The 26279-nt window shown below is 71.1% G+C and carries 23 protein-coding genes and 1 pseudogene; 9 read left to right on the top strand and 15 right to left on the bottom strand.

The window, feature by feature from the left end:
- Positions 1–54: 54 nt before the first annotated feature.
- From ACFWY5_RS52365 to ACFWY5_RS52350, 4 genes are read right to left on the bottom strand one after another with little or no spacing between them, the layout of a single operon-like run.
- Complete coding sequence (locus ACFWY5_RS52365) at positions 55–1455, bottom strand: sensor histidine kinase (protein ID WP_379618310.1); 1401 nt, start codon at positions 1453–1455, stop codon at positions 55–57.
- A complete protein-coding gene (locus ACFWY5_RS52360) occupies positions 1455–2141 on the bottom strand; it encodes a response regulator transcription factor (protein WP_379618308.1) in 687 nt (228 codons plus the stop codon). The genes ACFWY5_RS52365 and ACFWY5_RS52360 overlap by 1 nt, the downstream gene beginning before the upstream one ends.
- Positions 2142–2158: 17 nt before the next feature.
- Positions 2159–3349 carry an L-2-hydroxyglutarate oxidase gene (gene lhgO / locus ACFWY5_RS52355; protein ID WP_379639528.1) on the bottom strand — a complete coding sequence of 397 codons (1191 nt, stop codon included), beginning with the start codon at positions 3347–3349 and terminating at the stop codon, positions 2159–2161.
- Complete coding sequence (locus ACFWY5_RS52350) at positions 3346–4347, bottom strand: NAD-dependent epimerase/dehydratase family protein (RefSeq protein ID WP_379639527.1); 1002 nt, start codon at positions 4345–4347, stop codon at positions 3346–3348. The genes lhgO and ACFWY5_RS52350 overlap by 4 nt, the downstream gene beginning before the upstream one ends.
- 82 nt (positions 4348–4429) lie before the next feature.
- Between ACFWY5_RS52350 and ACFWY5_RS52345 the strand changes: the two genes are divergently transcribed.
- Positions 4430–4804 (top strand): hypothetical protein, encoded by a 375-nt coding sequence (locus tag ACFWY5_RS52345; RefSeq protein WP_379618302.1) that lies wholly within the window; start codon positions 4430–4432, stop codon positions 4802–4804.
- Between the two features lie 7 nt (positions 4805–4811).
- Here ACFWY5_RS52345 and pip read toward each other — a convergent pair whose 3' ends face one another.
- Positions 4812–5765, bottom strand: coding sequence for a prolyl aminopeptidase (gene pip, locus ACFWY5_RS52340; RefSeq protein ID WP_379639526.1), 954 nt, complete (start codon positions 5763–5765; stop codon positions 4812–4814).
- Between the two features lie 30 nt (positions 5766–5795).
- Entirely contained in the window at positions 5796–6224 is a 429-nt protein-coding gene (locus ACFWY5_RS52335) for a MarR family winged helix-turn-helix transcriptional regulator (protein WP_379618298.1), read from the bottom strand.
- Between the two features lie 92 nt (positions 6225–6316).
- On the opposite strand from ACFWY5_RS52335, the gene ACFWY5_RS52330 reads away from it, so the two are divergent.
- Positions 6317–7381 (top strand): NAD(P)/FAD-dependent oxidoreductase, encoded by a 1065-nt coding sequence (locus ACFWY5_RS52330; protein ID WP_379639525.1) that lies wholly within the window; start codon positions 6317–6319, stop codon positions 7379–7381.
- Positions 7378–8259 (top strand): LLM class flavin-dependent oxidoreductase, encoded by an 882-nt coding sequence (locus tag ACFWY5_RS52325; RefSeq protein ID WP_379618294.1) that lies wholly within the window; start codon positions 7378–7380, stop codon positions 8257–8259. The genes ACFWY5_RS52330 and ACFWY5_RS52325 overlap by 4 nt, the downstream gene beginning before the upstream one ends.
- 5 nt (positions 8260–8264) lie before the next feature.
- Here ACFWY5_RS52325 and ACFWY5_RS52320 read toward each other — a convergent pair whose 3' ends face one another.
- The 3 genes from ACFWY5_RS52320 to ACFWY5_RS52310 all read right to left on the bottom strand — a co-directional run bounded on the left by ACFWY5_RS52320 (position 8265) and on the right by ACFWY5_RS52310 (position 13968).
- Positions 8265–11657 carry a collagen-like protein gene (locus ACFWY5_RS52320; protein WP_379639524.1) on the bottom strand — a complete coding sequence of 1131 codons (3393 nt, stop codon included), beginning with the start codon at positions 11655–11657 and terminating at the stop codon, positions 8265–8267.
- 78 nt (positions 11658–11735) lie between these two features.
- The gene (locus ACFWY5_RS52315; RefSeq protein WP_379618290.1) at positions 11736–12716 is read right to left on the bottom strand and encodes a hypothetical protein; all 981 of its coding nucleotides are present in this window, start codon (positions 12714–12716) and stop codon (positions 11736–11738) included.
- A gap of 28 nt (positions 12717–12744) precedes the next feature.
- Positions 12745–13968 carry a polysaccharide biosynthesis C-terminal domain-containing protein gene (locus ACFWY5_RS52310; RefSeq protein ID WP_379639523.1) on the bottom strand — a complete coding sequence of 408 codons (1224 nt, stop codon included), beginning with the start codon at positions 13966–13968 and terminating at the stop codon, positions 12745–12747.
- Positions 13969–14075: 107 nt separating this feature from the next.
- On the opposite strand from ACFWY5_RS52310, the gene ACFWY5_RS52305 reads away from it, so the two are divergent.
- On the top strand, positions 14076–15044 hold the full coding sequence (locus ACFWY5_RS52305; RefSeq protein ID WP_379618286.1) for an aldo/keto reductase: 969 nt from the start codon (positions 14076–14078) through the stop codon (positions 15042–15044).
- Positions 15045–15140: 96 nt separating this feature from the next.
- On the opposite strand, the gene thpR is transcribed toward ACFWY5_RS52305, so the two are convergent.
- From thpR to ACFWY5_RS52290, 3 genes are read right to left on the bottom strand one after another with little or no spacing between them, the layout of a single operon-like run.
- Positions 15141–15698: an RNA 2',3'-cyclic phosphodiesterase gene (thpR, locus tag ACFWY5_RS52300; protein WP_379639522.1), complete on the bottom strand. Its 558-nt coding sequence runs from the start codon at positions 15696–15698 to the stop codon at positions 15141–15143.
- Positions 15699–15705: 7 nt separating this feature from the next.
- Positions 15706–16926: an MFS transporter gene (locus ACFWY5_RS52295; protein WP_379618282.1), complete on the bottom strand. Its 1221-nt coding sequence runs from the start codon at positions 16924–16926 to the stop codon at positions 15706–15708.
- A 23-nt stretch (positions 16927–16949) separates the two neighbouring features.
- Positions 16950–17399 carry a MarR family winged helix-turn-helix transcriptional regulator gene (locus ACFWY5_RS52290; RefSeq protein WP_379618280.1) on the bottom strand — a complete coding sequence of 150 codons (450 nt, stop codon included), beginning with the start codon at positions 17397–17399 and terminating at the stop codon, positions 16950–16952.
- A gap of 336 nt (positions 17400–17735) precedes the next feature.
- On the opposite strand from ACFWY5_RS52290, the gene ACFWY5_RS52285 reads away from it, so the two are divergent.
- Entirely contained in the window at positions 17736–20051 is a 2316-nt protein-coding gene (locus ACFWY5_RS52285; protein ID WP_379639521.1) for an ATP-binding protein, read from the top strand.
- On the opposite strand, the gene ACFWY5_RS52280 is transcribed toward ACFWY5_RS52285, so the two are convergent.
- Positions 20038–21498, bottom strand: a complete 1461-nt coding sequence (locus ACFWY5_RS52280; RefSeq protein ID WP_379618276.1) for an NCS2 family permease — start codon at positions 21496–21498, stop codon at positions 20038–20040. The two genes, ACFWY5_RS52285 and ACFWY5_RS52280, sit on opposite strands and share 14 nt — an antisense overlap.
- A 52-nt stretch (positions 21499–21550) precedes the next feature.
- On the opposite strand from ACFWY5_RS52280, the gene ACFWY5_RS52275 reads away from it, so the two are divergent.
- Together ACFWY5_RS52275 and ACFWY5_RS52270 are read left to right on the top strand one after the other, a co-directional pair.
- Positions 21551–21757, top strand: coding sequence for a DUF2530 domain-containing protein (locus tag ACFWY5_RS52275; protein ID WP_379618274.1), 207 nt, complete (start codon positions 21551–21553; stop codon positions 21755–21757).
- A gap of 69 nt (positions 21758–21826) precedes the next feature.
- Positions 21827–23299, top strand: a complete 1473-nt coding sequence (locus ACFWY5_RS52270; protein WP_379618272.1) for an alpha/beta hydrolase — start codon at positions 21827–21829, stop codon at positions 23297–23299.
- Between the two features lie 71 nt (positions 23300–23370).
- Here the strand turns inward: ACFWY5_RS52270 and ACFWY5_RS52265 are convergent, their stop codons facing one another.
- Together ACFWY5_RS52265 and ACFWY5_RS52260 are read right to left on the bottom strand one after the other, a co-directional pair.
- The gene (locus ACFWY5_RS52265) at positions 23371–24372 is read right to left on the bottom strand and encodes an arsenic resistance protein (RefSeq protein ID WP_379639520.1); all 1002 of its coding nucleotides are present in this window, start codon (positions 24370–24372) and stop codon (positions 23371–23373) included.
- Positions 24373–24469: 97 nt separating this feature from the next.
- The gene (locus ACFWY5_RS52260; RefSeq protein WP_379639519.1) at positions 24470–24817 is read right to left on the bottom strand and encodes a hypothetical protein; all 348 of its coding nucleotides are present in this window, start codon (positions 24815–24817) and stop codon (positions 24470–24472) included.
- Between the two features lie 93 nt (positions 24818–24910).
- Here ACFWY5_RS52260 and ACFWY5_RS52255 point away from each other — a divergent pair.
- Both ACFWY5_RS52255 and ACFWY5_RS52250 read left to right on the top strand, forming a co-directional pair.
- Positions 24911–25255: pseudogene (locus ACFWY5_RS52255) on the top strand (ArsR/SmtB family transcription factor); the annotation flags it as partial.
- A gap of 182 nt (positions 25256–25437) precedes the next feature.
- Positions 25438–26271 (top strand): cation diffusion facilitator family transporter, encoded by an 834-nt coding sequence (locus ACFWY5_RS52250; protein ID WP_379639518.1) that lies wholly within the window; start codon positions 25438–25440, stop codon positions 26269–26271.
- The last annotated feature ends 8 nt before the right edge of the window (positions 26272–26279 follow it).

The raw sequence follows: 26279 nt of genomic DNA, 5'->3' as shown, positions 1-26279 counted from the left end.
TGGGGTACTCACAAGCCACAGGGTGCCCGAGCGACCTTAGGGAAAGCTGAAGGGTCACTCCAAGTCGAGTGGGAGTTCCACCCTGAAGACCGAGCCGGCGCCCGGCGTGCTGCTGACCAGCACGTTGCCGCCGTGCGCGTGCACGAGCGCGCGGACGATGGCCAGGCCGAGCCCGCTGCCCCGGTCCTCGCCGGAGCGGCGGGAACGGGCGGAGTCGGCTCGGTAGAAACGTTCGAAGACCCGCTCGACCTGCTCGGGCGTGAGCCCGGGGCCCTGGTCGGCCACCTCGACGAACGCCGTGCTCCGGCCCGCTCCCGCTCTGACGACGACCGGGGTGCCGGGTTCGGTGTGGTGCAGGGCGTTGGACATGAGGTTGGCGACGACCTGGCGCAGCCGTACCTCGTCGCCGGAGACGATCAGCGCGGCGTCGCCGACGACGTCGAGCTTGACGTTGCGGCCGGGCGCGAGGATGCGGGCGTCGTGCACGGCGTCGGCGGCCAGCGCGAGCATGTCCACGGGCCGCATCTGCAGCGGCCGCTGCTGGTCGACGCGGGCCAGCAGCAGCAGGTCGTCGACGAGCAGGCTCATGCGGCCGGCCGCCTTCTCCACGCGCCGCATCATCTCGGCCGGGTCGGCGCCGGGGTTCTGCCTGGAGTACTCGGCGTAGCCGAGGATGGAGGTCAGCGGCGTGCGCAGTTCGTGGGAGGCGTCGCCGACGAACTGCCGCATGCGGTCCTCCGAGCTCCGGGCGGCGGCCTCGGAGGCGGAGCGGGCGGTGAAGGCGGACTCGATCTGGGCCAGCATGCCGTTGATCGCGGTGGCGAGCCTGCCGACCTCGGTACGCGGGTCACCGTCGGGCACGCGGCGGCTCAGCTCGCCTGCCGCGATGGCGCCGGCCGTACGCTCGATGACGCTGAGCGGGCGCAGGCTGCGGCGCACGAGCGCGACGCCGACCACGGCGAGGATCAGCAGGATGCCGCCGCCGCCGAGCGACTCGATCAGCACCAGGCGGCGGGTGATGTCGCGGACCTCGGACAGGTCGACGGCGACGGTCGCCTCGCCGTAGGGGCTGTTGGTGCGCAGCACCCGCCACTCGCCGTCGCCGCTGGTCGCCCGCACGGTGACGGGCGCGCCCACGACCGCCGTCGGCCCCGGCTTGGACTTCAGGTCGACTTCCCTGACATTGGTGTACGGCGGCGCCAGCCGCCCATCAGGCCGCCGGACCATGACGATCGTGTCGGACTCGATGAGCAGGCCCTTGCGCGCCTTGTCCAGCTGGTCGTGCCGGAGCTTGTTCTGAACCCGCTGGCTGAGCAGGACGATCTGGCCGTCGACCCGGTCGATGAGGTAGCGGTGCAGCACCGAGACGCTGATCACGCCGATGAACGTCAGCCCGAGCCCGAGCAGCGCGAGCATCGCGGCGATCAGCTTTATCCTCAGTGGCAGCCCGCGCATCAGGGCCCCGGTGGCAGGCGCAGGACGTAGCCGACCCCGCGCAGGGTGTGGATGAGCCGCGGGTTGCCCTTGTCGATCTTGCGCCGGAGCACCGACACGTACGACTCCACGATGCCGACCTCGCCCCTGAAGTCGTAGTCCCAGACGTGGTCGAGGATCTGCGGCTTGGACAGCACCCGTCCGGCGTTGGTCATGAAGTAGTGCAGCAGCTTGAACTCCGTCGGCGACAGCGGCACCAGCCGCCCGCCGCGCCACACCTCGTGGCTCTCCTCGTCGAGTTCGATGTCGGCGAAGGTGAGCCGCGGCGGCGGCGACTGCGCGCTGGTACGGCGGAGCACCGCGTGGATGCGCGCGATCACCTCTTCGAGGCTGAACGGCTTGGTCACGTAGTCGTCGCCGCCGAGGGTCAGCCCGCGGATCTTGTCCTCGGTGCCGTCACGCGCCGTCAGGAAGACGACCGGAGTGGCCGCACCGCCGCTCCGCAGCCGTTTCACCACGTCGAAGCCATCCATGTCGGGCAGCATGACGTCGAGCACGATGAGGTCGGGGCGGTGCCGTTGCACGGCGGCGACCGCCTCGTGGCCGCCCTTGGCGGTCATGACGTCGAAGCCCGCGAACTTCAGGCTGGCGGCGAGGAGGTCGAGGATGTTGGGGTCGTCCTCGACGATCAGCAGGCGTGATTCCATCACCCCTAAGGATGCACTCAGCTGATGGGTGCTGGAACAACTCCCGCGATATGCCGCGCAATGGCCAGACTCGACGTGGCCGCAGGAGACGGTGCATTACGCACCAAAACCACTCTTCCATGGACATCGATCACGAAGTCATCGACCAGCGCGCCGTCCCGTGCGACGGCCTGGGCACGGACGCCGCCGTGCGCACGCTCCAGGTCGGCGGCGGTCAGCGCGGGGACGTACCGGCGGGCGGCGTCGAGGAACGCCTGCTTGACCAGCGAGCCGTAGACCTCCTTGACGCCGGTGCGCCAGTGTTTCCTGGCCATGCGCAGGGTGCCCGGCCAGGTGAGGATGCGCCGGGCGTCGCGGACCTCGCGCCACGTGTAGCCCTCGTAGGCCAGGGCCAGCACGGCGTTCGGGCCGACGAGGACCTCGCCGTCGATGTGCCGGGTCAGGTGGACGCCGAGGAACGGGTACCTGGGGTCGGGAACCGGGTAGATCAGGCCTCTGACCAGGTCCTTGGCCGATCCGGCCAGCGCGTAGTACTCGCCGCGGAAGGGGACGATGCGCACGTCGCCCCGCCGGCCGGCCATGGCGGCCACCGCGTCGGTGCCGAGCCCCGCGCACACCACCAGGCGGTCGAAGGCGAAGACGCGTTTGGCGGCCAGGACCTCGACCTTTCCGGCCCGTTCCCTGATGGCTTTGACGGGGTGCGCCAGCCGTACCGAACCTCCTTGTTCGGCCACGTCCTGGGCGAGGCGGCGGGCGACGGCGGGGAAGTCGGCGATCGCGGTGTGCGGCGAGTGGATCGCGGCCACCCCGACCGCGTGCGGCTCGATCTCGCGCAGCGCGAGCGCGTCGAGCTCGGTGATGCCGGGCACGCCGTTCTCCCTGGCGCGGGCCGCCAGCGCGGCCAGTCCCGGCCGCTCGTGCCGGCCCGCCGCCACGACAAGCTTCCCGACCTCCTCGTACGGCAGGCCGTGCTCGACGCAGTAGGCCCGGAGCATGGCCACGCCCTCGCGGCAGAGCCGGGCCTTGAGCGAACCCGGCGGGTAGTAGATGCCCGCGTGCACGACGCCGCTGTTGTGGCCGGTCTGGTGGACGCCCACCTGGTGCTCCTTGTCGAGCACGGTGACCTCGGCGCCCCTGACCAGGGCGAGCTCTCTGGCCACCGCCAGGCCCAGGATGCCGGCGCCGACGACCCCAATCTTCTCCGTCACGGGGCTAGTCTGCCGATTCTTCGGACGTTCAGGTGGCCTTCGGCCGACAGCCAGCGCAATGTATCCGAAACGGTGTCTTCCACCGGGCGGAGGGTGACGCCGAGTTCGTTCAGCGCGGGGCGGTCGTCGGTCGGGACCAGCGTGAGCATGAAGTCGGCGGCGTCGCGGGTGAGCGGGTAGGGCACGTGCCTGACGCGTTTGACGACGTCGAGGGCGGAGCCGGCGGTACGCAGGAGGGCGGCGGGGATCGGGAACCTGCGCGCCCTGCGGCCGGTGAGCCGATCGCAGAGGTCGGCCAGCTGGCGCCAGGTCCGGAAGTTTCCGCCGATCACGTAGCGCCGTGCGCCCTTTCCCGGCGTCATGCAGCGGGCGAGGAAGATCGCCAGATCGCGTACGTCCAGGACGGTGACCCCGCCGGGAATCATCGGCCAGCCCAACGCCACACCGGCGCGGAACCCCTCGTTGAGCGCGTCGACCGTCGGCTGGTGCGGGCCGGCGACGCCGCCCGGGTAGACGATCGTGACGCCGTCGAGGCCGCGGGCGTGGAGCTCGCCGCTCACCTTGGAACGGCCGTAGCCGTTGCGCGGGCCGGCCAGCGGGGTGTGCGCGGTGATGACGGGCTCGGCGGGCGGGACGAAGACGGCGATCGTGGAGACGTGGACGACCGGGTCCAGGCCCAGCTCCACGGCCTGGCCCAGGACGTTCTTCAGGCCGACGACGTTGGCGCCGTCGAGGTCGGCGGCGTGGCCGGTGACGCCTATGTCGGCGGCGGCGTGGAGGACGGCCTCGCAGGTGGACAGGGCGGCGCGGACGGCTCCGGCGTCACGGATGTCGCCGACGTGGACGGGGAGGTCGGGGGCGACGTGGAGGCGGCGGAGGACCCGAGCCGCCTTTTCCGGATTTCTCACGAAAATGTGGGGTTCGTGGCCTTCGCCGAGGAGCGCGGCGACCGCGTACGAGCCGACGAATCCCGAGGCGCCGGTCACCAAGACACGCATGCTTCGCAAGCTAGCGCTTACTTGGTTATTCGTATAGACCCGCTTCCACGAACGATCACTCGAACATGAGTACGATGGCGGTATGTATGTCCCGCCCGAGTGGCCGGCCGAGGTCCGACCACCCAGCGTGCCCGACTGGGAGACCTCGGCCGTGGCCTGGTTGCTCGACGCCGTCCCGCCCGACTACCGGGCGCACGAGGTGCTGCGCCGCCACCCGATCGCGCTGGCCAGGATGGCGACCTACCACGTCAACTCGGCCATCGAAGCGGCCCGCACCGGTTATCGCGGCGCCGCCGTCGATCTGAAGGGGCACCTGCCGCCGCACGCGGTGGAGGCCGTCCTGGACGTGTACCGCGAGGAGGGCCCCCGCCTGGTCCGCCTGTCGCGCGCGATCGACGCGGTGGAACGGGCGCTGCGCGGCGAAACCTTCACCGCCACCCTCCGCCGGTCCCGCTGAGCGCGGGTCAGGAGGCGAACGAGTTCAGGGCGGACACGACCTCCGTCTGCATGGTCGGGCTGCCGGTGTGACCGGAGTCCTCCACCACGACCACCCGGGCATCCGTCCACACCTGGGCCAGTTGCCAGGCGTTCTCCAGCGGCGACCCCAGGTCGAAGCGCCCGTGGATCAGCACGCCCGGGATTCCGGCCAGCTTGGGCGCGTCCCGGAGCAGGGCGCCCTCCTCCAGCCAGGCGCCGTTGGAGAAGTAATGGGCGCAGATCCGGGCGAAGGTCAGCAGCGCCTCGGACGGGCGGTTGGAGTAGGCGTTCGGCTTGCCGTTCGGCTCCAGGGAGATGACCGAGTCCTCCCATGTCGTCCAGTCGATCGCGGCCTTGTCCCGCACACCGGGATCGGGGTCGGCCATGAGCCGTCCGTAGGCGGCCAGCAGTTCGGGCACGGTGCCGGAGGCGCCTTCCGGCGCGCCCGCGCGGAAGAGGGCGCGCTGGGCGGGGAAGAAGCGGCCGACGCCGTCGTACAGCCAGTCGATCTCGTAGCGGCGGGTCATGGTGACGCTCACGATGACGATCGCCGACACCCGCTCGGGGTGCGCCTGCGCGTAGGCGAGGATCAGCGTGGATCCCCACGAACCGCCGTACAGCAGCCACTGGTCCACGCCGAGGTGCTCGCGCAGCCGTTCCATGTCCGCGATGAGGTTCTGGGTGGTGTTGGCGGTCAGGTCCGTCGCGGGGTCGGCGGCGAGAGGACGGCTGCGCCCGCAGTTGCGCTGGTCGAACAGGATGATGTTGTACCGTTCCGGGTCGAACCCGCGGCGCATGTTCGGTGAGCATCCGGAGCCGGGGCCGCCGTGGACGACGAGCGCGGGCTTGCCGCCGGGGTTCCCGCAGGCCTCCCAGTACACGAGGTTGCCGTCACCGGTGTCGAGGTGGCCATGGTCATAGGGCTCGATCTCAGGGAACATCACCCCAAGATACAACAGCACTGTTATATATCAGGACTCGGTGATCTTCTCGACCACCGCGGTGAGGCTGCGCTGGTCCTCGGCGGGGATCTGGGCGACGAGCTCGTTGAGCCGCCTGGTGACCTCGCAGTGGGTGCTCACCGCCACCCGGCGCCCCTCTTCGGTGAGCTCGACATAGGTCACGCGCCGGTCCTCGGGATCGCGCCTGCGCACGATCAGGCCCCGCTTCTCCGTACGGTCGACCAGCCCGCTCAGGTTGGACTTCTCCAAGTGCATGATCTTGCCCAGGTCGCTCATCCGCACCCGATCCCGGACGATCACGGCGCACACCAGCTCGGTCTGCTGCGCGGTGAGGTCATGACCCCGGCCGATGTCGTTGAACATGTGCAGCACATGGTGCGACAGACCCACCAGGGCCGTGGCCAGCTCCCTGGTCTCGGTCACGTCGATCTCGGTCATCTCGCCTCCAGGCCTCAGGCTAGCCCACTTGCCAACACCCCTATGGTTCATGATAGGAACTGTTCATAATCTGAACCATTCTGGAGGACACCATGACAGCGACCGTTACCGTGATCGGCGGCGGATACGCGGGCATCACCGTCGCGAAGGCCCTGGACGACGTGGCCGACGTCACCCTCGTCGAACCCCGCGACACCTTCGTCCACAACGTCGCGGCACTGCGAGCGGTGACCGACCCGGTGTGGACCGAGCGGCTTTTCATCCCGTACGACGGCCTGCTGACCCGGGGCCGGATCCGGCACGACCGGGCGGTCAGGATGTTCGGCTCGGCCGTGGAGCTCGGCTCGGGCGACCGGGTCACATCCGACTTCGTGGTGCTGGCGACCGGCTCGCGCCACACCTACCCGGCCAAGCTCGACGTGGACGACAGCGTGGACGCCCGCGCCAAGCTCTGGGCCACGCACGAGGCGCTCTCGCGGGCCCCGCGCGTGCTGCTGCTGGGCGCCGGGCCCGTGGGGCTGGAGTTCGCCGGGGAGATCAAGGCCGCCTGGCCGGACAAGCACGTCACCGTCGTGGATCCGGCCACGGAACTGATGCCCGGCGGGTTCCCCGCCGAGTTCCGCGCGGAACTGCACCGCCAGCTCGCCGCACTCGGCGTCGAACTGCTGCTCGGCACCGCACTGACCGAGCCGCCGCCGACCGCGCCCGGCCAGGCCGCCCCGTTCACCGCGACCACGCGGGCGGGCGCCGAACTGAGCGCCGACATCTGGTTCGCCTGCTACGGCGCCACGCCCAACACCGGCTACCTCGTCCCCGGCCGCCGGCTCGACGTCACCCCCGAGCTGCGCCTGCCCGGCAGCGACACGATCTTCGCGCTCGGCGACATCACCAGCGTGCCCGAGATGAAGATGGCCCGCCTCGCCCAGCGGCACGCCGAGGTGGCCGCCGCCAACATCCGCGCCCTGATCGACGGACAGACCAACCTCACCGCCTACGAGCCCGCCCATGACGCCATCGTGCTGCCCCTCGGCCCGCGCGGCGGCGTCTCCTACGCGCCGGAGGCGGGCGTGCTCGGCGCCGAGGCCACCGTGGGCATCAAGGGCGAAATGTTCCTCGACACCTACCTCGACCTGCTCGGAGCGGAGGCGGCACGATGAAGACCTTGTTCGGTTTCGGCCTGGACGACGGCCAACTGCTCAGCCAGGCCGTACAGGCCGATCGGGAGGGCCTCGACCTGGTCACCGTCTCCGACCACCCGTACCTCCACGACCGCCTGGACGCCTACGCCGCCATAGGCATGGTCCTCGGCCGCACGAACACGATCACCGCCGCCGTCAACGTCACCAACGTCCCGGCCCGACCCGCCCCCATGCTGGCCAGGACCGTCACCGGCCTGTCCGCGCTGTCCGGCGGGCGGGTCGCCCTGGGAGTGGGCGCCGGTGGACTGTGGCGGGAGATCGAGAAGCTGGGGGTCGAGCCGCTGTCTCCGGCGCAGGCCGTACGGGCGCTCGAAGAAGCCATCACGGTGGTACGCGCGCTGTCCGGCGGCGGCGGGCCGGTCACCTTCGACGGCGAGTTCTACCAGGTGAAGGACCTGATCCCGGCGGCCGTCCCGACCCCGCCCATCTGGACGGGCTCGGTGGGGCCCAAGTCGCTGGCCGTCACCGGCCGGGTGGCCGACGGCTGGATCCCCGGCCACGCCGCCGACTGGCGCAGCGACCGTGTGGCCACCTCCCGCCCGCTGATCGACGAGGCCGCCGAGAAGGCCGGACGCGACCCCCGCGACGTCGCCACCATCTACAACCTGCCCGGCCGCATCACCACGACGCCCCTGCCCGCCACCCGCGACGCGAGCGGCCGGTGGCGCGGCGGCTCGGTCGCGCAGTGGGTGGAGGAGCTCACGAGCGCGATCCTGGAGTACGGCGCGGCGGGCTTCACCTACTTCCCCATCGCCGACGGAACCCCGGCGACCACGGCCCTGAGCCGCTGGGCCACCGAAATCGTCCCCGCCGTCCGGGAGGCCACCCGTGCCTGAACCGTCTACTTGAGCTTGACGACGGCGTCCTTCAGCCGGACGAGGTCGCGTTTGCGCGCCTCGTACGTGGCGCCGACCACCAGCAACAGCATGCCGCCCACCGCGATGGGCACCCACCGGGGCAGCGCCGTGACCAGCCCGGCGACCCACGGCGCCAGCTCCCGGACGGCCACCGCGACCAGCGTCAGCGCGCCGAGCACGGCCGGGGCCTGCAGCCGGTGGCGGGCTCCGGCCACGGTGACCGCGAGCGCCGCCGCACCCAGCAGCAGCGACCGCAGGGCCGTCGGCTCGGCGAGCAGGCTCGGCCCGAACGTGAACACCAGCCCCGCCCCATAAGCCTTCCACGACGACCCCCGCCGCCCCCGCAACCAGCCGATCCCGAGCAGCACCAGCGAGAACGGCAGCGTGTAGGCCTCGACGACCGTCACCTCCTCCGCCCACAACCGCATCCAGGAGGACACCAGCAGGAACCCGGTCCCCAGATACCCGATGGCCGGCACGCGCTTCCACGCCGCCGCCGCCACCGCGACGACTCCCGCTCCGGCGCAGACGAGGCTGGCCGTACGCAGGCCGTGGGCGGCGGCGAACACGCCCACCTCGCCGACGGCCAGCACACTCGCCAGCGCCACCCCGGCACCCCCGCCACGCCCCCAAGCGCTCGTGCCCGCCGCCACCCCGGCCAGGATCGCCAGCGTCGTAATCGTCCCGGTCTGCGTGGCCGCCGCCCCCGCAACAGACAGCACGCCCAGCCAAACCGCCACACCGATCGCGAGGTCACCCGCAAGCGCCCACTCCCCGCCTGCCGTAACGCGCCGCGCGGCAAGCACCGCCGCCACCACCGTGGCCAGCAAGAGCAACCCCAAGCTCACCTGGTACGGCAGGCGAACCGTCACCGGCACCACCGCCACCACCACCCCGGCCACGACCACCGCGACCGCCGGCCGAGTCGCCACGACCAGCACAGCCCCGGCCATCACAACCGCGAGCAGCGCCCCCAACCGGCCATCCGGCAGCGAAGGCACCCCGCCCCAGGGATCGAGCAGCCCGGAGAAGTTCGCCACCCCCCGCACCACCACGTCCACCACCGGCAGCACCGCCACTGCGGCCAGCACCACGGCCAAGACGCGCCCGAACGCCCAGGCCAACCTCAACCCCCCGGCCCCCCGAGCACCAACACCCGCCGTCGCACCCCCACCCGGCCGCACACCCCCACCCGGCGTCGCACCCGCGCTTTGCCACGCGCCCGCAACCGGCTGCGCACCCCCGGCCTGCCGCACTCCCCCACCCGGCTCCGCGTCCACAACCGGCTGTGCTTCCGTCGCCGCCTTCGGGCCTGCGGCCTCCCTTGGGCCGTCGGTCTGCGGCGTGTCCGTGGCCGGCTTCGGTGTGTCACCGGCCTGCTGTGTGTTCGTGGCCGGCTGGGGCGTGCCGTACCAGCCGATGAGAGCGAGCACCGCACCGGAGGCGAACCCGAGCGCGGCCGCGTCGCGCACCGCCACCTCCAGCCCGTAGAGGACCGCCCACACCAGCCCCGAACCGCTCAGCGCGGCGCCGGCCAGCGCGGCCGGACGCCGGTACAGCACCGCCCAGGTCACCAGCAGCACGCCGAGCACCGTGTACGTCGCCGCCTCCGCCGCCAGCCCCTCGGTCAACGCGAGCACCGCCGCCGTCCCGGCACCCCAGACAGCGGCCGGATACCTGGTCGCGGCCACGCTGAGCGCCACCGCGACCAGCAACGGCACCCCGGCCGACGCCGCGTACCCGAGCCCGAAGGCCGCCGGCACCACCAGCAACGCCGACAGCGCGAGAACGAGCCCGCCCCCGGACACCAGCCCCGAGAGGTCAGAGGCCGAGACCCGCGACGTCAGCACACTCCACCGGCGAGCGGCCACCACACACACGACGGCCGCCACCGCCAGGAACACGACACCCGGCCGCGCGAGGGCGAGCTGGGCGACCTCCCACCGTGTACCCGCCCACACCGCCGACACGTTGCGGAACGGCATGAGCAGCGCGTTCAGCACGATCATCACCAGCGGCAGTCCACCCAGCACGACCATGACCGCGCCGGACACCACCCCGGCCCGCCGGATCACGACCGGCAGCCACAGCGCCGCGACCATGACGACCATCGCCGCCAGCGGGTACGGCAGCAGTTGCCACGAGGAGTTCAGCAACGGCCGCACCGGCGAGCCCAGCGCGAACATCAGGGCCAGCCCCGCCAGCCCCAGCGGCAGCCAGCGCATCAGCGGAACCACCCGCATCCCGACATATACCCCCGCCGCCGCCAGCACCACCAGCAGCCCGGCCGGAGCCCACACCAGGTCGCCCACCACCGACTCCACAGCGGCCACGAACACCGCCGCGAACGCGCTGATCCCCAGGCAGATCGCGGCCGTCACCCGGATCTCGACGCGCTTGGCGCGGCTCCAGACGGCGGCGTCGAGCAGGGTCGCGGCGGTGAACGCGGCGGCCGTCCCGGTCGCGGTCGAACCGAACCACATGATCATGGGCACCTGGGCGAGCAGGATCGCGATGATCGGCGCCACCCGGAGCGGCAGCACCCTGCCGTAGACGGCCGCCCCCGCCGCGACCACCGCGATCACGCCCGCGCCGTAGTCGACCCAGGACAGCCCGCCGAGCAGCCCGACCCGGTGCGCCGCGTACCCGTCCAGCGCCATCAGCGCCAGCGCCAGCACCCCGACGGTCTCGGCCGTGGCCGTCAGCCCCCGCTTGAGCAGCAGCGCCGGTACGGCCAGCGCCACCCCGGTCACCACGACCAGGATCGCGCCCCGCCCGGCGATGCCCAGGTAACCCCAGCTGACCACCGTGAACACCACGGCCGCGACGGTCAGCAGGAGCCCGCCGAGGATCAGCAGCAGATTCTGCGCAGTCCGCCGCGAAACCTCCGCCGACCCCGCCCGCCCCCCAGCCCCACCCGGCACCCCAGACGGCATGGGCGGCATGGGCGGCACAGGCGACCCCGGCGGCATGGGCGGCCGACCCGCCGAACCCGGCGCACCCACCGGCACACCCGGCGTGCCCGGAACGGTCACCCCGCCCGGCATACCCGGAACGCCCGCCGCACCCGGAACGCCCGGCACCCTGGGGGTGCCCGGCATTCCCGGGGTACCCGGCATCCCCGGAACGGCCGTGGATGCTCGCCGGGCCCGAGCCCGCTCTTCGCGGAGCAGGCCGAGGAGGTGGCCGCGGCGGCGGTGGAGTTCGGCCTCGCGCATCCTGAGGTCGGCGAGGGCGGAGTCGACCCGCCACAGCTCGGCCGCGGTCGGCCCGGCCAGGGGCAGGGCGCAGCGCGGGCAGGCGCTCGGGGTGCCGGGCAGCGGAGCCCCGCAGTCAGGGCACGCCATCACCCGAAATTTCCCACTATCAGGATGCATAGTGAGAATGATGCCGCTGCAGGGCAACCCCGCACCTGGGTGAACGTACTCAGACGTACCTGGGTGGTCCTGCTCAGATCACCGGCTACGGCGCGCGATCACCGCGATGACCGCCGTGGCCCCGACCGCGGCGGCCAGCCAGATCAGGATGTCCTGGCCGCTCAGCCCGCGTTCGTCCTGGGCGGTCTCGGCCGCCGCCACCGACGCCTTCTTCGACGGCGTCGGCGTGGAGCCGGAGGAGGCCAGCGCCCGCTGCGGCAGCGGCACCCGGTAGAGCGGGCTGCGCACCCCCTCGGACCCGGTCAGCAGCGCCTTGCCGTCCGCCGTGTACGCGATCGACTCGGCCTGATCCAGCGGCGGCATCGAGATCTTGGTGATGATGTCGCCGGAAGGCCGGAAGAGGGTGGCGGAGAAGTATGTCCGCACGACATAGGAGGACCCGTCTGGCGCGTAGGCCGCGTCGGTGGCCATCATGGGCGCGGCGGCGGCCTTGCGCAGGATGTTCACGCGCCCGGTCCGCAGTTTCAGCGGCGCCTCGTACACCGCCCCCGAGAACTCCTTGGACACCACCGACAACCGCCCGGTCCTGGGGTTCACCATGATCCCCTCGGCGTTGCGGGCCCCGTCGGCGTACCGGAACCGGTAGCGCACGGCGGGCACCGTGGCGTCCCTCATCGAGGCGGGTTCCATCACCTTGTAGATGGAGATGTCCGGCCAGGCGCCGTCCAGGTTGTCCCCGATGTCGGCGAACCACAACACGCCCCGCCCGGTCGCGGGGTCCTTGGAGGCCGCCATCGCCTCCCAGTCGCGTGCCTGCGCCCCCGACACCCTGAAGGCCGCCTTGGTACGGCCCGCCCCGTCGACCGCGAAGAACTCCGCCGCTGCCGAACTGTCGTTGTGCGTGTAGTAGATCCCGGTGTGCGTCGGCGAGAGGGCCAGCCCGCTCGACTCCGTGATCCGCGCGTCGCGGAAGCTGAACAACTTCTCTTCCGCCTCATCGGCCAGCGCCATCGCCGGCGCCGCAGGCAGCGCACAGGCCAGCACGGTCCCGGCAATCACCTTAATCCAGACATCCCCCACCCTAACATCATGCCCGCTCCGCGGCCTCGACCATCCCCACCTGGGCACTGTGCTTGCGGAACCCCCAGCTCTGCAACGCATATAGCAGGACGTTCACCGCCAACATGGCCACCCACAACCCGGTGATCCCCCACACCCGCGCCACCGGTATCGCCGCGGCGACGAGCAGGCCGTACCCGATCGCGAAGTAGACCAGCGAGGCGCCGGCCCGCTTGAGCGCCGACAGCCCGAAACCCCGCACGGCCTGGGCCGCGTCCGCCATCGACGACAGCAGCATCAACGGCACCAGCGCGAGCACCGCCGCCCGCACGCCGGGGTCGTCGCTGAACAGGCCGGCCAGCACCGGCCCGGAGACCAGCAGCGCCAGCCCGCCCACGGCCGAGGCGCCCACGGCCAGCACCGCCGCGCGCCGGTTGACCCGCCGCACCTCGGCGGAAGTGGTGGCCCGCGCCATCTCCGGCACCGCCGCCTGCGCCACCGCCAGCGACGCCAGGAACGTGAAGCCGGTGAGCGTCCCGAGCACCGCGTGCGCGGCGGCCCCGCGCACGGTCGTCAGCGTCGCGGCGAACGTCACCACCCCGAGCGCCCCGAACTTGACCAGCACCGTCCCCGCCAGCGGCAGGCTGACCCGCGCCAGCGCGAGGATCTCCGCCACCCGGGGACGCGCCTGCCCGACGGGGCGGCCGAGCGCGCGGCGCAGGCAGACGTTCGAGACGAGCACGCCGGCCAGCCCGGCCGCCAGCCACGCCACGCCCATCCCGTCGAGCCCCCAGCGCGGCACCAGGACCAGCGTCAGCACGATCACCGTCGCGGTGTTGGCCAGGCCGGACCAGAGCACCTGCCGCGCACGTCCGAGCGCGATGAGCACCGTGCCGGCGCCGCCGTTCGACGCCAGCACAAGCAGATCGAGCGCCAGCAGGTACGGCAGCGCCCCCAGCTCGGCCACGATCTCCCGCGGCACCCCGGCGACCCCGGCCAGCAGCGGCACCCCGAGCACCGCCAGCGCCCCGGCGAGGCCCACGGCCAGCGTCAGCCAGCGCGCGTCGCGCAGGATCGGCACCGCCCGTACCGGATCGTCCTTGTGCGGCGCGACGAACGGCATCAGCCCGCGCAGCGCCCCGGCCACGGCGGTGGCGGCGGGGTTGAGCACGGCGGTCATGACGGCGAAGGCGGCCAGCGTGACGGGCGCGTGCCGCCCGAGCGCGCCGGCGACGACGAGGGAACCCACCATCCCGGTCACCATGGACAGAAACAGGGGAACAGCGGACCGAAGCAGCACCATCACGACGGAAAGTCATCCTAGCCTGGAGTGCACTCCAGCTACCTAGGGTGATGTCCATGGAATACGTGAACCTGGGACGCTCCGGCCTCAAGGTCAGCCCGCTGTGCCTCGGCACCATGAACTTCGGCCCGTTCACCTCCGAGGAAGACTCCTTCGCGATCATGGACCGCGCCCTTGAGGCGGGCGTCAACTTCTTCGACTCCGCCAACGTGTACGGCCAGTCGGCCGGCCGGGGCGCGACCGAGACCATCGTCGGCAACTGGTTCGCCCAGGGCGGCGGCCGCCGGGAGAAGACCGTCATCGCGACCAAGCTCTACGGCGGCATGACCGACTGGCCCAACGACGGCCTGCTGTCGGCCCTGAACATCAGGAAGGCCTGCGACGCCTCGCTGAAGCGCCTGCGGACGGACTACATCGACATCTACCAGGCCCATCACGTCGACCGCGGGACTCCGTGGGAGGAGTTCTGGGAGGCGATGGACGTCCTGCGACAGCAGGGCAAGATCGTCTACGTCGGCTCGTCGAACTTCGCCGGCTGGCACCTGGCCAAGGCCCAGGAAGCCGCCCGGCGCAGAAACTCCGTGGGCCTGGTCAGCGAGCAGAGCCACTACAACCTGCTGAACCGGGCGGTCGAGCTGGAGGTGCTGCCCGCGGCCGAGGACTACGGCATCGGCGTGATCCCGTGGAGCCCGCTGGGCGGCGGCCTGCTCGGCGGCATCCTGCGCAAGATGGACAAGGGCCGCTCGTCCTCCGAGCGGATGCTCGTCGAGCTCGACAAGCACCGCGACAAGATCGAGGCCTACGAGAAGCTCTGCGACGACCTGGGTGCCGACCCCGCGCACGTGGCGCTGGCATGGCTGCTCAAGCAGCGCGCGGTGGCCGCGCCGATCATCGGCCCGCGCACGATGGAGCAGTTCGAGAGCAGCCTGCCCGCCCTGGAGGTCACGCTCGACGAGGCGGCGCTGGCCAGGCTGGACGAGATCTTCCCCGGGCACAGGACGGCGCCGGAGGACTACGCCTGGTAGGTCAGGTGACCAGCGCGCCGACGACGACGATCAGCAGCAGAAGGCCGAGCACGATGGGCAGGAGCCAGAAACGGGGACGGTCCACGTTTGAGGAGCCTAGTCGGGCTCCGGAGGTGCGAGCGCCCACTCGGCCAGTGACTCGTACCTCACCTGGGCGCCCAGCGTCGAGCTGACCAGCCGGACCGACTCGGCCCGCCACGGCGAGCCGGTGAATCCGGCCAGCGACTCGACCAGCGCGCTCAGGTCCTGCTCGTGCTTGGCGCGGGCGAGCGTGAGGTGCGGGTGGAAACGCTTCTCGTCGGTCTCCACCGCGCCCGCCCGGCGGGCTCCGGCCTTGACCGAGTCGGCCAGGCGGACCATCGAGCCGCCGGTCACCCCTGCCCAGAAGACCCTGGCCCGGCGTACCGACGAGAAGGCTCCGAAGCCGTCGAAGGCCAGGTCGATGGCGGAGTGGCGGGCTACGGCGCGGGCCAGCCGTACCTGGAGGTCGGGTAGGACGCGCTCGGGCACCTCGCCGAAGAACGCGAGGGTGATGTGCCAGGTGGCGCGGTCCGGCCAGCGCAGGCCCGGTACCCGCCCGGCGTGCGGAGCGATCGCCGTCTCGATCTCGTCGAGAACCTCGTCGGGCGGTACCAGAGCCGCGAACAACCTCATGCGGGCATCATGCCGTGGCGAGCGCCACCCTGCGGCGGGCGCCGATCATGCGTGTCATGAGCAGCGCCATGCCGGTGCCGGCCAGCACCAGCGCGCCCGAGAGCATGACTCCGGCTCTCGGGCCGCCGAACTCCGACAGCAGGCCGACCAGCGGCGCCCCCAGCGGCGCGCCACCGGTGAACACGAGCAGGTAGATGCCCATGACCCGGCCGCGCATCTCCGGCGAGGTGGCGAGCTGGACGCTGGCGTTGGCGGCGGTGTTGACGGTGATCAGCGCGATGCCGGCCGGGACCAGCAGCGCCAGGTAGACCGGGTAGACAGGCGCCACGCCGACCGCGACCAGGAACAACCCGAAACTGATCGCGCCGGTGAGCAGCACCTTCCTGCTGGGCTTGGCACGGCGCGCGGCCAGCAGTCCGCCGCCGAGCGCGCCGACCGCGAACATGCTGGAGGCCAGCCCGAACGACGAGGCGCCCGCGCTGAACACCTCGCGGGCCATCAGCGCGATCGACATCGAGAACGACTGCGAGAACATCGACACGAACCCGATCAGCAGGATCGGCATCAGCAGTTCCTGCTTGCCCAGCACGTAGCGCAGCCCCTCGCGCAGCTGGCCCTTGGCCCTGGGGACGGGCTCGGCGAGGTTCAGCTCCGCCTTCCGCATGAAGATCAGGCTGGAGATCACCCCGGCGAACGTCAGCGCGTTGAGCAGGAAGATCGGTCCGGTCCCGCCCAGCATGAAGATCAGCACACCGGCGACGGCCGGGCCGACCACGCGGGCCAGGTTGAAGATCGAGGCGTTGAGCGCGATGGCATTGGACAGGTCCTTGCGGCCGACCATCTCGACCACGAACGTCTGCCGGGTCGGCACCTCGACGCAGGAGACCAGGCCGAGCGCGAAGGCCATCACGTAGACGTGCCAGACCTGCGCGGTGCCGGTGACGGTCAGGATGCCGATGGCGAGCGCGAGCAGCGCCATGATCGACTGCGCGACGATCAGGATGGGCCGCTTCGGGTAGCGGTCGGCGAGCACGCCGCCGAAGAGGCCGAACAGCAACATCGGGAGGAACTGGAGCGCGGTCGCCGTACCGAGGGCCGCCGCGCTGCCGTGCGTGAGGTCGAGCACCAGCCAGTCCTGGGCGGTGCGCTGCATCCAACCGCCGAGGTTGGAGACGGCGCTGCCGGAGGCGAACAGCCGGTAGTTGTGATTCCTGAGCGACCGGAACATCCCGGTCCTGGGTTCCTCAGGTTCTAGATCTTGCTGAGCTTCTCCAGAATCGGGGCCGCCTGCCTGAGCACCGCCCGTTCCTCCGGCGTCAGTTCCTTCAACCGTTGCGTCAGCCAGGCCTCTTTCTGCCTGCGCTCCTCCTTCAGGAGTTTCAACGCGGCTTCGGTCACGCTCACGGTCACTTGCCGCCGGTCGGTCGGGTGCGGCGTACGCGCGAGCAATCCTCGCTCCACGAGCCCGGCGATCACGCGGGTCATCGAGGGCGGCTGCACCTTCTCGAGCTCGGCCAATTCGCCGGGGGTTATCGCGGAATGCCGTTCCACGGCGGCGAGCGTCGCGACCTGAGTGGGTGTCAGCGAGGACGCCGTCGCCTGTCGTCGTAGCCGCCTGGTCAGCCGCGCCAGTGACACGCGCAGAGCTGAAGCCAGGCCTGCGTCGCTCCGCAGGTCCATCTTTTGGGTGTTCGTTAGCATGAGTCATTACCTTTGCTAACTATATGGGTACCCAACACATTCCCTCCAGGCCGAAGATCTCACCCATTGATACAGCAGACCTGGCCGAGCATGAAAAAGGGGCGGTGACCCGGGGTGGCTCACCCCTCCAGAGGCCACTCCGGATCACCGCCCGCTGAGACATCCATGCTCCTGCGCGGAGCGGAGGTCACACTCCCACAGGGTGCCGGTACGGCCCGCGTCCCGGCTATCGGTACCCCCTACCGATTTCCCGGCGGCCTGCTCTCTCGGCATACGTACTCCACGGATTGCGCGGAATCCCATAACCGATCGTTACCCGATGAATACGATCCGAACATGACACTAGGCACGTTCCGCAGACGGCCAGGAGAGCTCCCCCGCGACGTCACCGCGTTCATCGGGCGCCGGACCGAGCAGTCCGAGCTCGCCGCCCTCCTCATCGGCGAGCGCCTGGTGACGGTTACCGGGCCGGGCGGCGTCGGCAAGACCCGCCTGTCCCTGCGGGTCGCCGACGCCGTCAAGGAGCGCTTCGCCGACGGAATCTGCCTCATCGAGCTGTCCGCATTGCGCGATCCCGAACTCCTCCCCCACACCGCGTGCACGGCGCTCGGGCTTCCGGAGAAAGCCGGGCAAACCCAGCTCGACACGCTCCTGGACCACCTCCAGGAGCGCGACATTCTGCTCATCCTGGACACCTGCGAGCACCTCATCGACGCCTGCGCGGGCCTGGCCGACATCCTCATGCGCGAGACGCCCCGGGTATGCGTACTGGCCACGAGCCGCCAGCCGCTCGACGTTCCCGGCGAGCATACGTATATGATCGCGCCGCTTCCCGTGCCCGACTCCGTCGCCCTCGCCGCCGGGAGCGGGAACGCCATCGAGCTGTTCGCCCTGCGCGCCGCCACCGTCGTGCCCGGCTTCCAGCTCACCGAGGCCAACGGCGACCAGGTGGTCGCGCTGTGCCGCCGCCTCGACGGGATGCCGCTGGCGATCGAGCTGGCCACCGTGCGGCTGCGGGCCGTACCGCTGGAGCAGCTCATCGAGCGTCTTGAGGACCGCTTCCGGTTACTGACGGGCGGCCGGCGTACGGCGCTGCCACGGCACCAGACGCTGCGCACCACCATCGACTGGAGCCACGACCTGTGCACCCCGGCGGAGCGGGTGCTCTGGGCCAGGCTGTCGGTGTTCGCCGGATCCTTCGACATGGAGGCCGTCGAGGAGGTCTGCGCCGACGACCGGCTGCCCGTCGAGACCGTCATGGAGACGCTGATCGGCCTGGTCGACAAGTCGCTCGTCCTGCTCGCCGACGAACCGGGCGCCCGCTACCGCCAGCTCGACACCATCCGCGAGTACGGCGCCGACCAGCTCGCCCGCAGCGGCGAGCAGGCCGCCGTGCGCGGCCGGCAGATCGCCCGCTTCCACCGCCTGGCCGCCTACTTCGACGAGCACTTCATCGACGACGACCAGGTGGAGCGCTACCGGGCGCTGCGGCGCGACCACGCCAACCTGCGCGCGGCCATGGAGCACGCCATGCTCCTGCCCGACCCGAACGTGGCCGCCGACCTGATCAACGCGCTCTGGGGCTACTGGCAGATCTCGTGCCTGTACACCGAGAGCCGCTACTGGCTGGGCCAGGTGCTGCACCGGTGCACCGCGCCCTCCCGGCAGCGGGCCAGGGCGCTCGGCGTGCGCGCGTACCTGATCGCCTTCCAGGGCGACCTCGACACCGCCCTGTCCGACTGCGACGAGGCCCTGCCCATGGCCGAGGAGCTCGGCGAGCGACTGCTGGCCGGGCGCATCCTGCTCTACCGGCACCTGGCGCTCTGCTTCGCCGGACGGCTCGCGGAGGCGGCCGAGGCCGCCGAGACGGCGCTGAAGATCATGGAGGAGGTCGACGACCGGATCGGGCTGGTCGCCCTCGACGCCCAGGACGGCTACCGCCACCACCTGGCCGGCGAGCCGGAGGAGGCGCGGCGGCTGTGCGAGCACGGACTGCTGCGGCTGGGGCACGGCACCGGCGAGCAGTGGCTGCGCGGATACCTGTACTACATCACCAGTGCCGCCCTGTTCGGCAAGGGCGACTACGTGGGGTGTGAAACGGCGGGCCGTACCGCGATCGGGATCAAGACGGAACTGGGCGACATGATCGGCACGGCCTACTGCCTGGAGACGCACGCCTGGCTGGCCGCCGTACGCGGTCGCGCGCAGCGGGCGGCCTGGCTGCTGGGCGCGGCCGACCGGCTCTGGCGGATGACCGGGCTGCGGCTGAGCGGCACGGTCGTGATGGAGGAGTTCCACCAGAGCGCCACGAGCGCCGCGCTGGCCGCGCTCGGCGAGAAGCGCTTCGCCGAGCAACGCGAGCACGGCGCCCACACGCCGCTGGAGAAGGTGGTCGGCGCCGCGCTCGCCGACGCCGACCGGCTGCCCGGCTGCGCCCCGGCGGCCGGCGGGCCGGCGATGGAGCTGCTGACCCGCAGGGAGCGGGAGGTGGCCGTGCTGCTGCATGAGGGCCTGTCCAACCGGGAGATCGCCGAGCGGCTGCACATCTCCAAGCGGACCGCCGACACCCACGTCGAGCACATCCTGGCCAAGCTCGGCCTGACCTCCCGGGCGAAGGTGGCCGAGCTGGTCGCGGGCGCTACAAACCGATGAGGTCCCTGATAGGCCCGAGCGCGAAGTACACGACGAACAGGAGGGAGACGCCCCACATCAGCGGGTGCACCTCGCGGCCCTTGCCCTTCAGCACCTTGATCAGCACGTAGCTGACGAACCCGGCGCCGATGCCGTTGGAGACCGAGTAGGTGAACGGCATGAGCACGATCGTGAGGAACGCCGGGATCGAGACCTCGTAGTCGCTGAAGTCGATCTCCTTGATCGCGCTCATCATCAGGAAGCCCACGATGACCAGCGCGGGCGCGGCCGCCTCGTACGGCACCACCTTCACCAGCGGCGCCAGGAAGATCGCGACCAGAAAGAGCACGCCGGTCACGACGCTGGCCAGACCCGTACGGGCGCCTTCCGCCACACCGGAGGCCGACTCGACATAGGTGGTGTTGGAGGACACCGAGCCCGCGCCGCCCGCCGCCGCGCCGATCGAGTCGACCAGCAGGATCTCCTTGGTCCTGGGCAGTTGCCCGTCCGGCCCGATGAGATCGGCCTGCCGGCCGACGCCGACGATAGTCCCCATCGTGTCGAAGAAGTCCGTCACGAGCAGCGTGAACACCAGCAGGACGGCCAGCAGTACCGACACCCGGGTGAACCCCCCGATGGGGTCGAACTCCGTGAACAACACCAGCGGATTCGTGATCCCGAACATGTCGGAGGTGATGTGCGGGACGTTCAGCATCCACCCGCCGGGGTTGTCCTTGGAGAACGCCCCCGGACGGAAGAGCAGCTCGACGACGGCGGCCAGCACGGTCGTGCCGACGATCCCGATCAGGATCGCGCCCTTGACCTTGCGCGCCACGAGCGCCGCGGTGGCCAGCAGGCCGACGATGAAGACCAGGACCGGCCAGGAGGTCAGCTCCCCGGCGATGCCCAGGGTCAGCGGCGGCACCGCGTTGCCGCGGACGAAGCCGGAGTCCACGAAGCCGATGAGCGCGATGAACAAGCCGATGCCCACGCTGATCGCCGTCTTCAACTGCGTGGGGATCGCGTTGAACACCGCCACGCGGAACCCGGTCAGCACCAGGATGCCGATGATCACGCCTTCGACGAAGACCAGGCCCATCGCCTCCTCCCAGCTCATCTGGGTGGCGATGCCGAAGGTGACGAAGGCGTTGAGGCCGAGCCCGGCGGCCATGGCGAACGGCACCCTGCCGACGACGCCCATGAGGATGGTCAGGACACCGGCCACGAACGCGGTTCCGGCCGCGACCAGTGCGATGTTGGGGCTGCTTCCGTCACCGATGAACTGTCCGTCGGCGTCCGGTTTGGTGGCGATGATGAAGGGATTGAGTACCACGATGTAGGCCATCGTGAAGAACGTGGCGAGGCCGCCGCGAACCTCACGGGAGAGCGTCGAACCTCGTGCGGTGATGCTGAAGAACCGGTCAAGAGTGCTGTTCACGCGCGAACAGTGACAGGCGTCGCATCGCATGAAAAGCGTAGGTGATCGTATCGAGATGGTATTGGAAGCTACCCTGGACAATGTGAAACGCGAATGGCGACCAGAACCGGAACCGATCAAGACCAATGATCCGGCCGCCATCGCCGTGGGCACCGCGCTCTGGGCGGTCGCGCTCGTCGTTCTGCTGATCTTCCGGCCCGCGCCCGAGAACACCTGGTGGATCTGGACCTGCCTGACCGGCGCCGGCTTCGGCCTGTTCGGAATCTGGTTTGTCAGGCGCAGGCGTTGACATAAGTCACCCGCAACTGCTGTCTTCTCCCACTACCTGGGCAAACCCGGTCTGACCATGCTTGAAGGCATGAAGAAGACCTTGACGACGACCCTTCTGCTCGCGACGGCGCTCACCGCATGCAGCACCGCGGCCAAGCCGGACCCGACCCCCGTCGCGAAGAAGAAGGAGACCGGGGCCGTCGTCTGGGCCCCCTGCACCGACCTGACCGGGCCCGACGGCAAGCCCCTGAAGGACGCCTCCCTGGAGTGCGGCAAGCTCCCCGTTCCCCTCGACTACGCGAAACCGGACGGCGAAAAGCTCGACCTGGCGCTCATCCGCATCAAGGCCACCGGTGACCGGCTCGGCTCCCTGGTCTTCAACTTCGGCGGACCGGGCGGCTCCGGCGTCGACACCCTCGCCCTGGCCGCGAAGGCGTTCGCCAGCCTCGGCACCCGCTACGACCTGGTCAGCTTCGACCCGCGCGGCGTCGACCGCAGCTCCGGCGTCAAGTGCGGCGACATCGACAAGTTCGCCGCCGTCTCCCCGCAGTCCGCCGACTTCGACCGCATGATGAAGGAGTTCGCCGCCACCTGCGCCGAGCAGTCCGGCAAGATCCTCCCCCACGTGGGCACCGCCAACGCCGCCGAAGACCTCGACCGCATCCGCCTCGCCGTGGGCGACGACAAGCTCAACTACTTCGGCCTCTCGTACGGCACGCAGCTCGGCGCCGTCTACGCCACCAAGCACCCCAAGAACGTCGGCCGCTTCGTGCTCGACGCCGCCCTCGACCCCTCCGTCAGCTTCAAGGAGCGGGCCGTCACCCAGGCCAAGGGCTTCAAGCAGGCCTTCGAGGCCTTCGCCAAGGACTGCGTCGCCCAGACCTGCGACCTCGGCGCCACACCCGCCGCCGTCCAGAAGGACCTCCAGACCTTCCTGAAGTCCCTGGACGACAAGCCCGTCAAGGTGGGCGACCGCGAGCTGACCGGCGGCCTGGCCCAGACCGGCGTCATCGCCGCCCTCTACTCCAAGATGAGCTGGCCCGTGCTTGAGCAGGCCGTCGCGGCGGCCAAGAAGGGCAACGGCCAGGCGCTCCTGAGCATGGCCGACCTCTACACCGGCCGCAGGCCCGACGGCACGTACAACACCATGATGACCAGCCTCCAGGCCATCAACTGCGTCGACAGCCCCGAACGCGCCACCGACGCCGACATCGAGGACGTGAAGAAGGCGACGCTCGCGGTGAACCCGATGATGGAGAACGGCGGGCTCGCCTCCATCTGCCGCTACTGGCCGGTGCGCGGCACCAACGACGACGCCAAGCGCGTCGACGCCACCGGTTCGGCCCCGATCGTCGTGGTGGGCGGCAAGGGCGACCCGGCCACGCCGTACGAGTGGGCGCCCCGCCTGGCCGCCAGCCTCAAGACCGGCGTCATGCTCACGTACGAGGGTGAGGGGCACGGCGCGTACCTGAGCGGCAGCAGCTGCGTGACCCGCACCATCGACACCTACCTCCTCAACGGCACCCTTCCCCAGAAGGACGCCACCTGCCCCGCCGCCTGACCCGGCCGGCGGCCTGACGGGGGCGGCCACCGGGCCCAGATGCCCCTCCCATTCCGGGGAGGGGCATCTGCTCATGTGCTCGTTTCTGGGCGGTTCGCGGTCTCCGGTGTGGCGGGCAGGAGGCGTGGTACGGCCCGCATGTAGACGAGCATGCCGATGACTTCGACGAGGGTCTGGGTGACCACGACGGCGGCGGCCAGGGCGAGGTGGGCGGGCAGGGCCAAGGCCAGTGGGAGCACGACCAGGGAGTTGCGGGTGGCGCCGGTGAAGACGACCGCGCGCCCGTCGCGCGTGCCGAGCCGGAACAGGCGGGCGACGCCGAGCCCGGCGAAGGCCATGACGACCAGGAAGGCGACGTAGAAGGGCACCACGCCGGCCAGGTCGGCCAGCGCGGCCGGGTCGGCGGTGAGGGCGGGCACCTGGGAGGCGACCACGACCAGCAGGGTGGCGGCCATCAACAGCACCATCGTGGTACCCGCCGCCGCGGCGAGCACGCGGCCGGGCCGGGCGCGCGCGGCCCAGGCCTGGGTGGCCCAGGCCAGCGCGAGCGGGATGACGATGAGCACGACGAACGCCTCGACGAACGGGCCGGGCCGCACCGTCGCGGCCAGACCGGCGCCGAGGAAGAGCCACAGCAGTGCCGGCAGGGCGAACATCTGGGCCAGCAGCAGGATCGGGGTGGTGGCCAGCAGCCGGTCACTGGCGGCGCCGGCCAGGCCGCTGAAGACGATCACGTAGTCCACGCACGGGGTGAGCAGCACCAGCAGCACGCCGATGCGGATGGCCTGGTCGGCGGGCAGCAACGCCAGCATCACCGCGACCACCAGCGGCACCACGGCGAAGTTGATCACCAGTACGGCGGCCAGGAACCGGCCCTGACGCAGCGCCCGTACCAGGCTGGCGGCCGGGACCTGCAGAAAGGTCACATACAGCAGCGCGCCCAGCACCGGGTTGATCGCCCCGGCCAGGCCCGCCCCCTGGCCGGGCAGCGCCCATCCAAGCAGCGCCCCGGCGGCGATCGCGGCCAGGTAGACGGCGATCTGGTGATCTTCCATGCGGGTGGTCAGGCTCATCGCGGGCGTGGGTCCTGTTCGCGTGGTGTCGGCTGGTGTGCGGCCTTGATCACCCTTGGCGGAGCGAGCGCCTTCCCGTTCCCTTCTTGCGGCTCGTTCACGCCGTGGTGGCCGCCGTCGCGCGGGCCTGGAGCGCGTCCAGCACCTCGGCGTGTACGGCCGGCACCGCCACCTCCAGCGTCAGGCGGCCGTCGGCGATGGTCAGGGTGAAGGTGAAGAAGGAGCAGCAGCCGTTCTCCCGAGCGGTCAGCTCGGCGGCCCGGGCGGCGTGCTCCGGGCTGAAGACGAGCTCCAGCCGGAGCAGCTCACGCCCCGGCCGCAGTACCGTCTGGACCGCCTCGGCGAACAAAGCGTCGAACTCGGCCGCCCGCAACGGCTGCTCGGTCGTGGGCAGCGTGCACGTCGAAGGAGCCCATCCCTGGTCAAGGGCGATGTCCTGTGCCATATCCCGACGGTAAGCCTGTACCTGGGCATCAGATGCAAGCCCCCGTCCCCTTTCCCTTGCCAATATATCGCGAAGCCAGGCTATCATCGCCATATGACGATTAATGGCGATGCCGGTCGATGCGTGAACGCCGATATCGCCGCCGGCATCCCCCCGGCGGCGGCGCTGTTCCACTCGCTGGCCGATGAGACCCGGCTGAAGATCGTGCAGCGCCTGGCCCAGGGCGAGGCCCGCGTCGTGGACCTGACCGGCCAGCTCGGGCTGGCGCAGTCGACGGTCTCCAAGCACCTGGCGTGCCTGCGCGACTGCGGCCTGGTCGACTACCGCGCCGAAGGCCGCCAGTCCTTCTACGCCTTGACCCGGCCCGAGCTGATGGACCTGCTCGGCGCCGCCGAACAACTCCTGGCCGCCACCGGCCACGCCGTCACCCTCTGCCCCACCTCCACCCCCGGCACCCCCACCTCCACCCCCGGCACCCACACCTCTACCCCCGGCAGCGCCCCCGCCTCCTCCCCCGGCAGCGCCCCCATCTCCACCTCCGGCAGCGCCCCCGCCTTCGCCTCCGCCTCCTCCCCCGGCAGCGCCGAGGCCGCCGAGACCGCCAGAGAAGGGGTGGGCGCGTGACCGCGCTGAACCTGCCCAGCCTCGGGCCGGCGCCGGCGCGGCGGGCCGTACTGCGCCGCCGTATCCGCCTGCTGGTCGCCGCGACCATCACCTACAACGTGATCGAAGCCGTCGTGGCCATCACCGCCGGCACCATCGCCTCCTCAGCGGCGCTGATCGGCTTCGGTCTCGACTCCGTGGTCGAGGTCGCCTCGGCTGCCGCGGTCGCCTGGCAGTTCTCGGCCACCGACCACGAGAAGCGGGAGAAGACAGCGCTGCGCGTCATCGCGATCTCGTTCTTCGCGCTCGCCGCCTACGTCACCTTCGACGCCGTACGCGCCCTGCTCGGCGTGGGCGAGGCCGAGCACTCCACACCCGGCCTGATCCTGGCCGCCCTGTCGCTGGCCGTCATGCCGTTCCTGTCGGCCGCCCAGCGCCGCACCGGTCGCGAACTCGGCTCCGCCTCCGCCGTGGCCGACTCCAAGCAGACGTTGCTGTGCACCTACCTGTCCGCGGTACTGCTGGTGGGCCTGGCGCTCAACAGCTTGTTCGGCTGGTCCTGGGCCGACCCGATCGCCGCTCTGGTCATCGCGGGCGTCGCCGTAAAGGAAGGCCGCGAGGCTTGGCGCGGCGACGCCTGCTGCGCCCTCCCCAGCCACCCCGACACCGGCACCCACACCGCCGCCAGCGCCTGCGGCGGCGCGGGTGCTGGCACCGAGGCTCGCGCGGGCGCCGGGAGTGGCGCGGGCGCTGGTTCCAAAGCTGGCGACGGCGGGGGCGAGCCGACCGGCGCGACCGCGTGCGCCGACGGCTGCTGCGCCACCGACAAGGTTAAAGAGAACGACCGATGATCGGCCGC

The organism is Nonomuraea sp. NPDC059007 (assembly GCF_042740555.1).
Lineage (GTDB): Bacteria > Actinomycetota > Actinomycetes > Streptosporangiales > Streptosporangiaceae > Nonomuraea.
The sequence above is the reverse complement of the archived record's forward strand: the minus strand, read 5'-3'. Positions and strand labels throughout refer to the sequence as shown.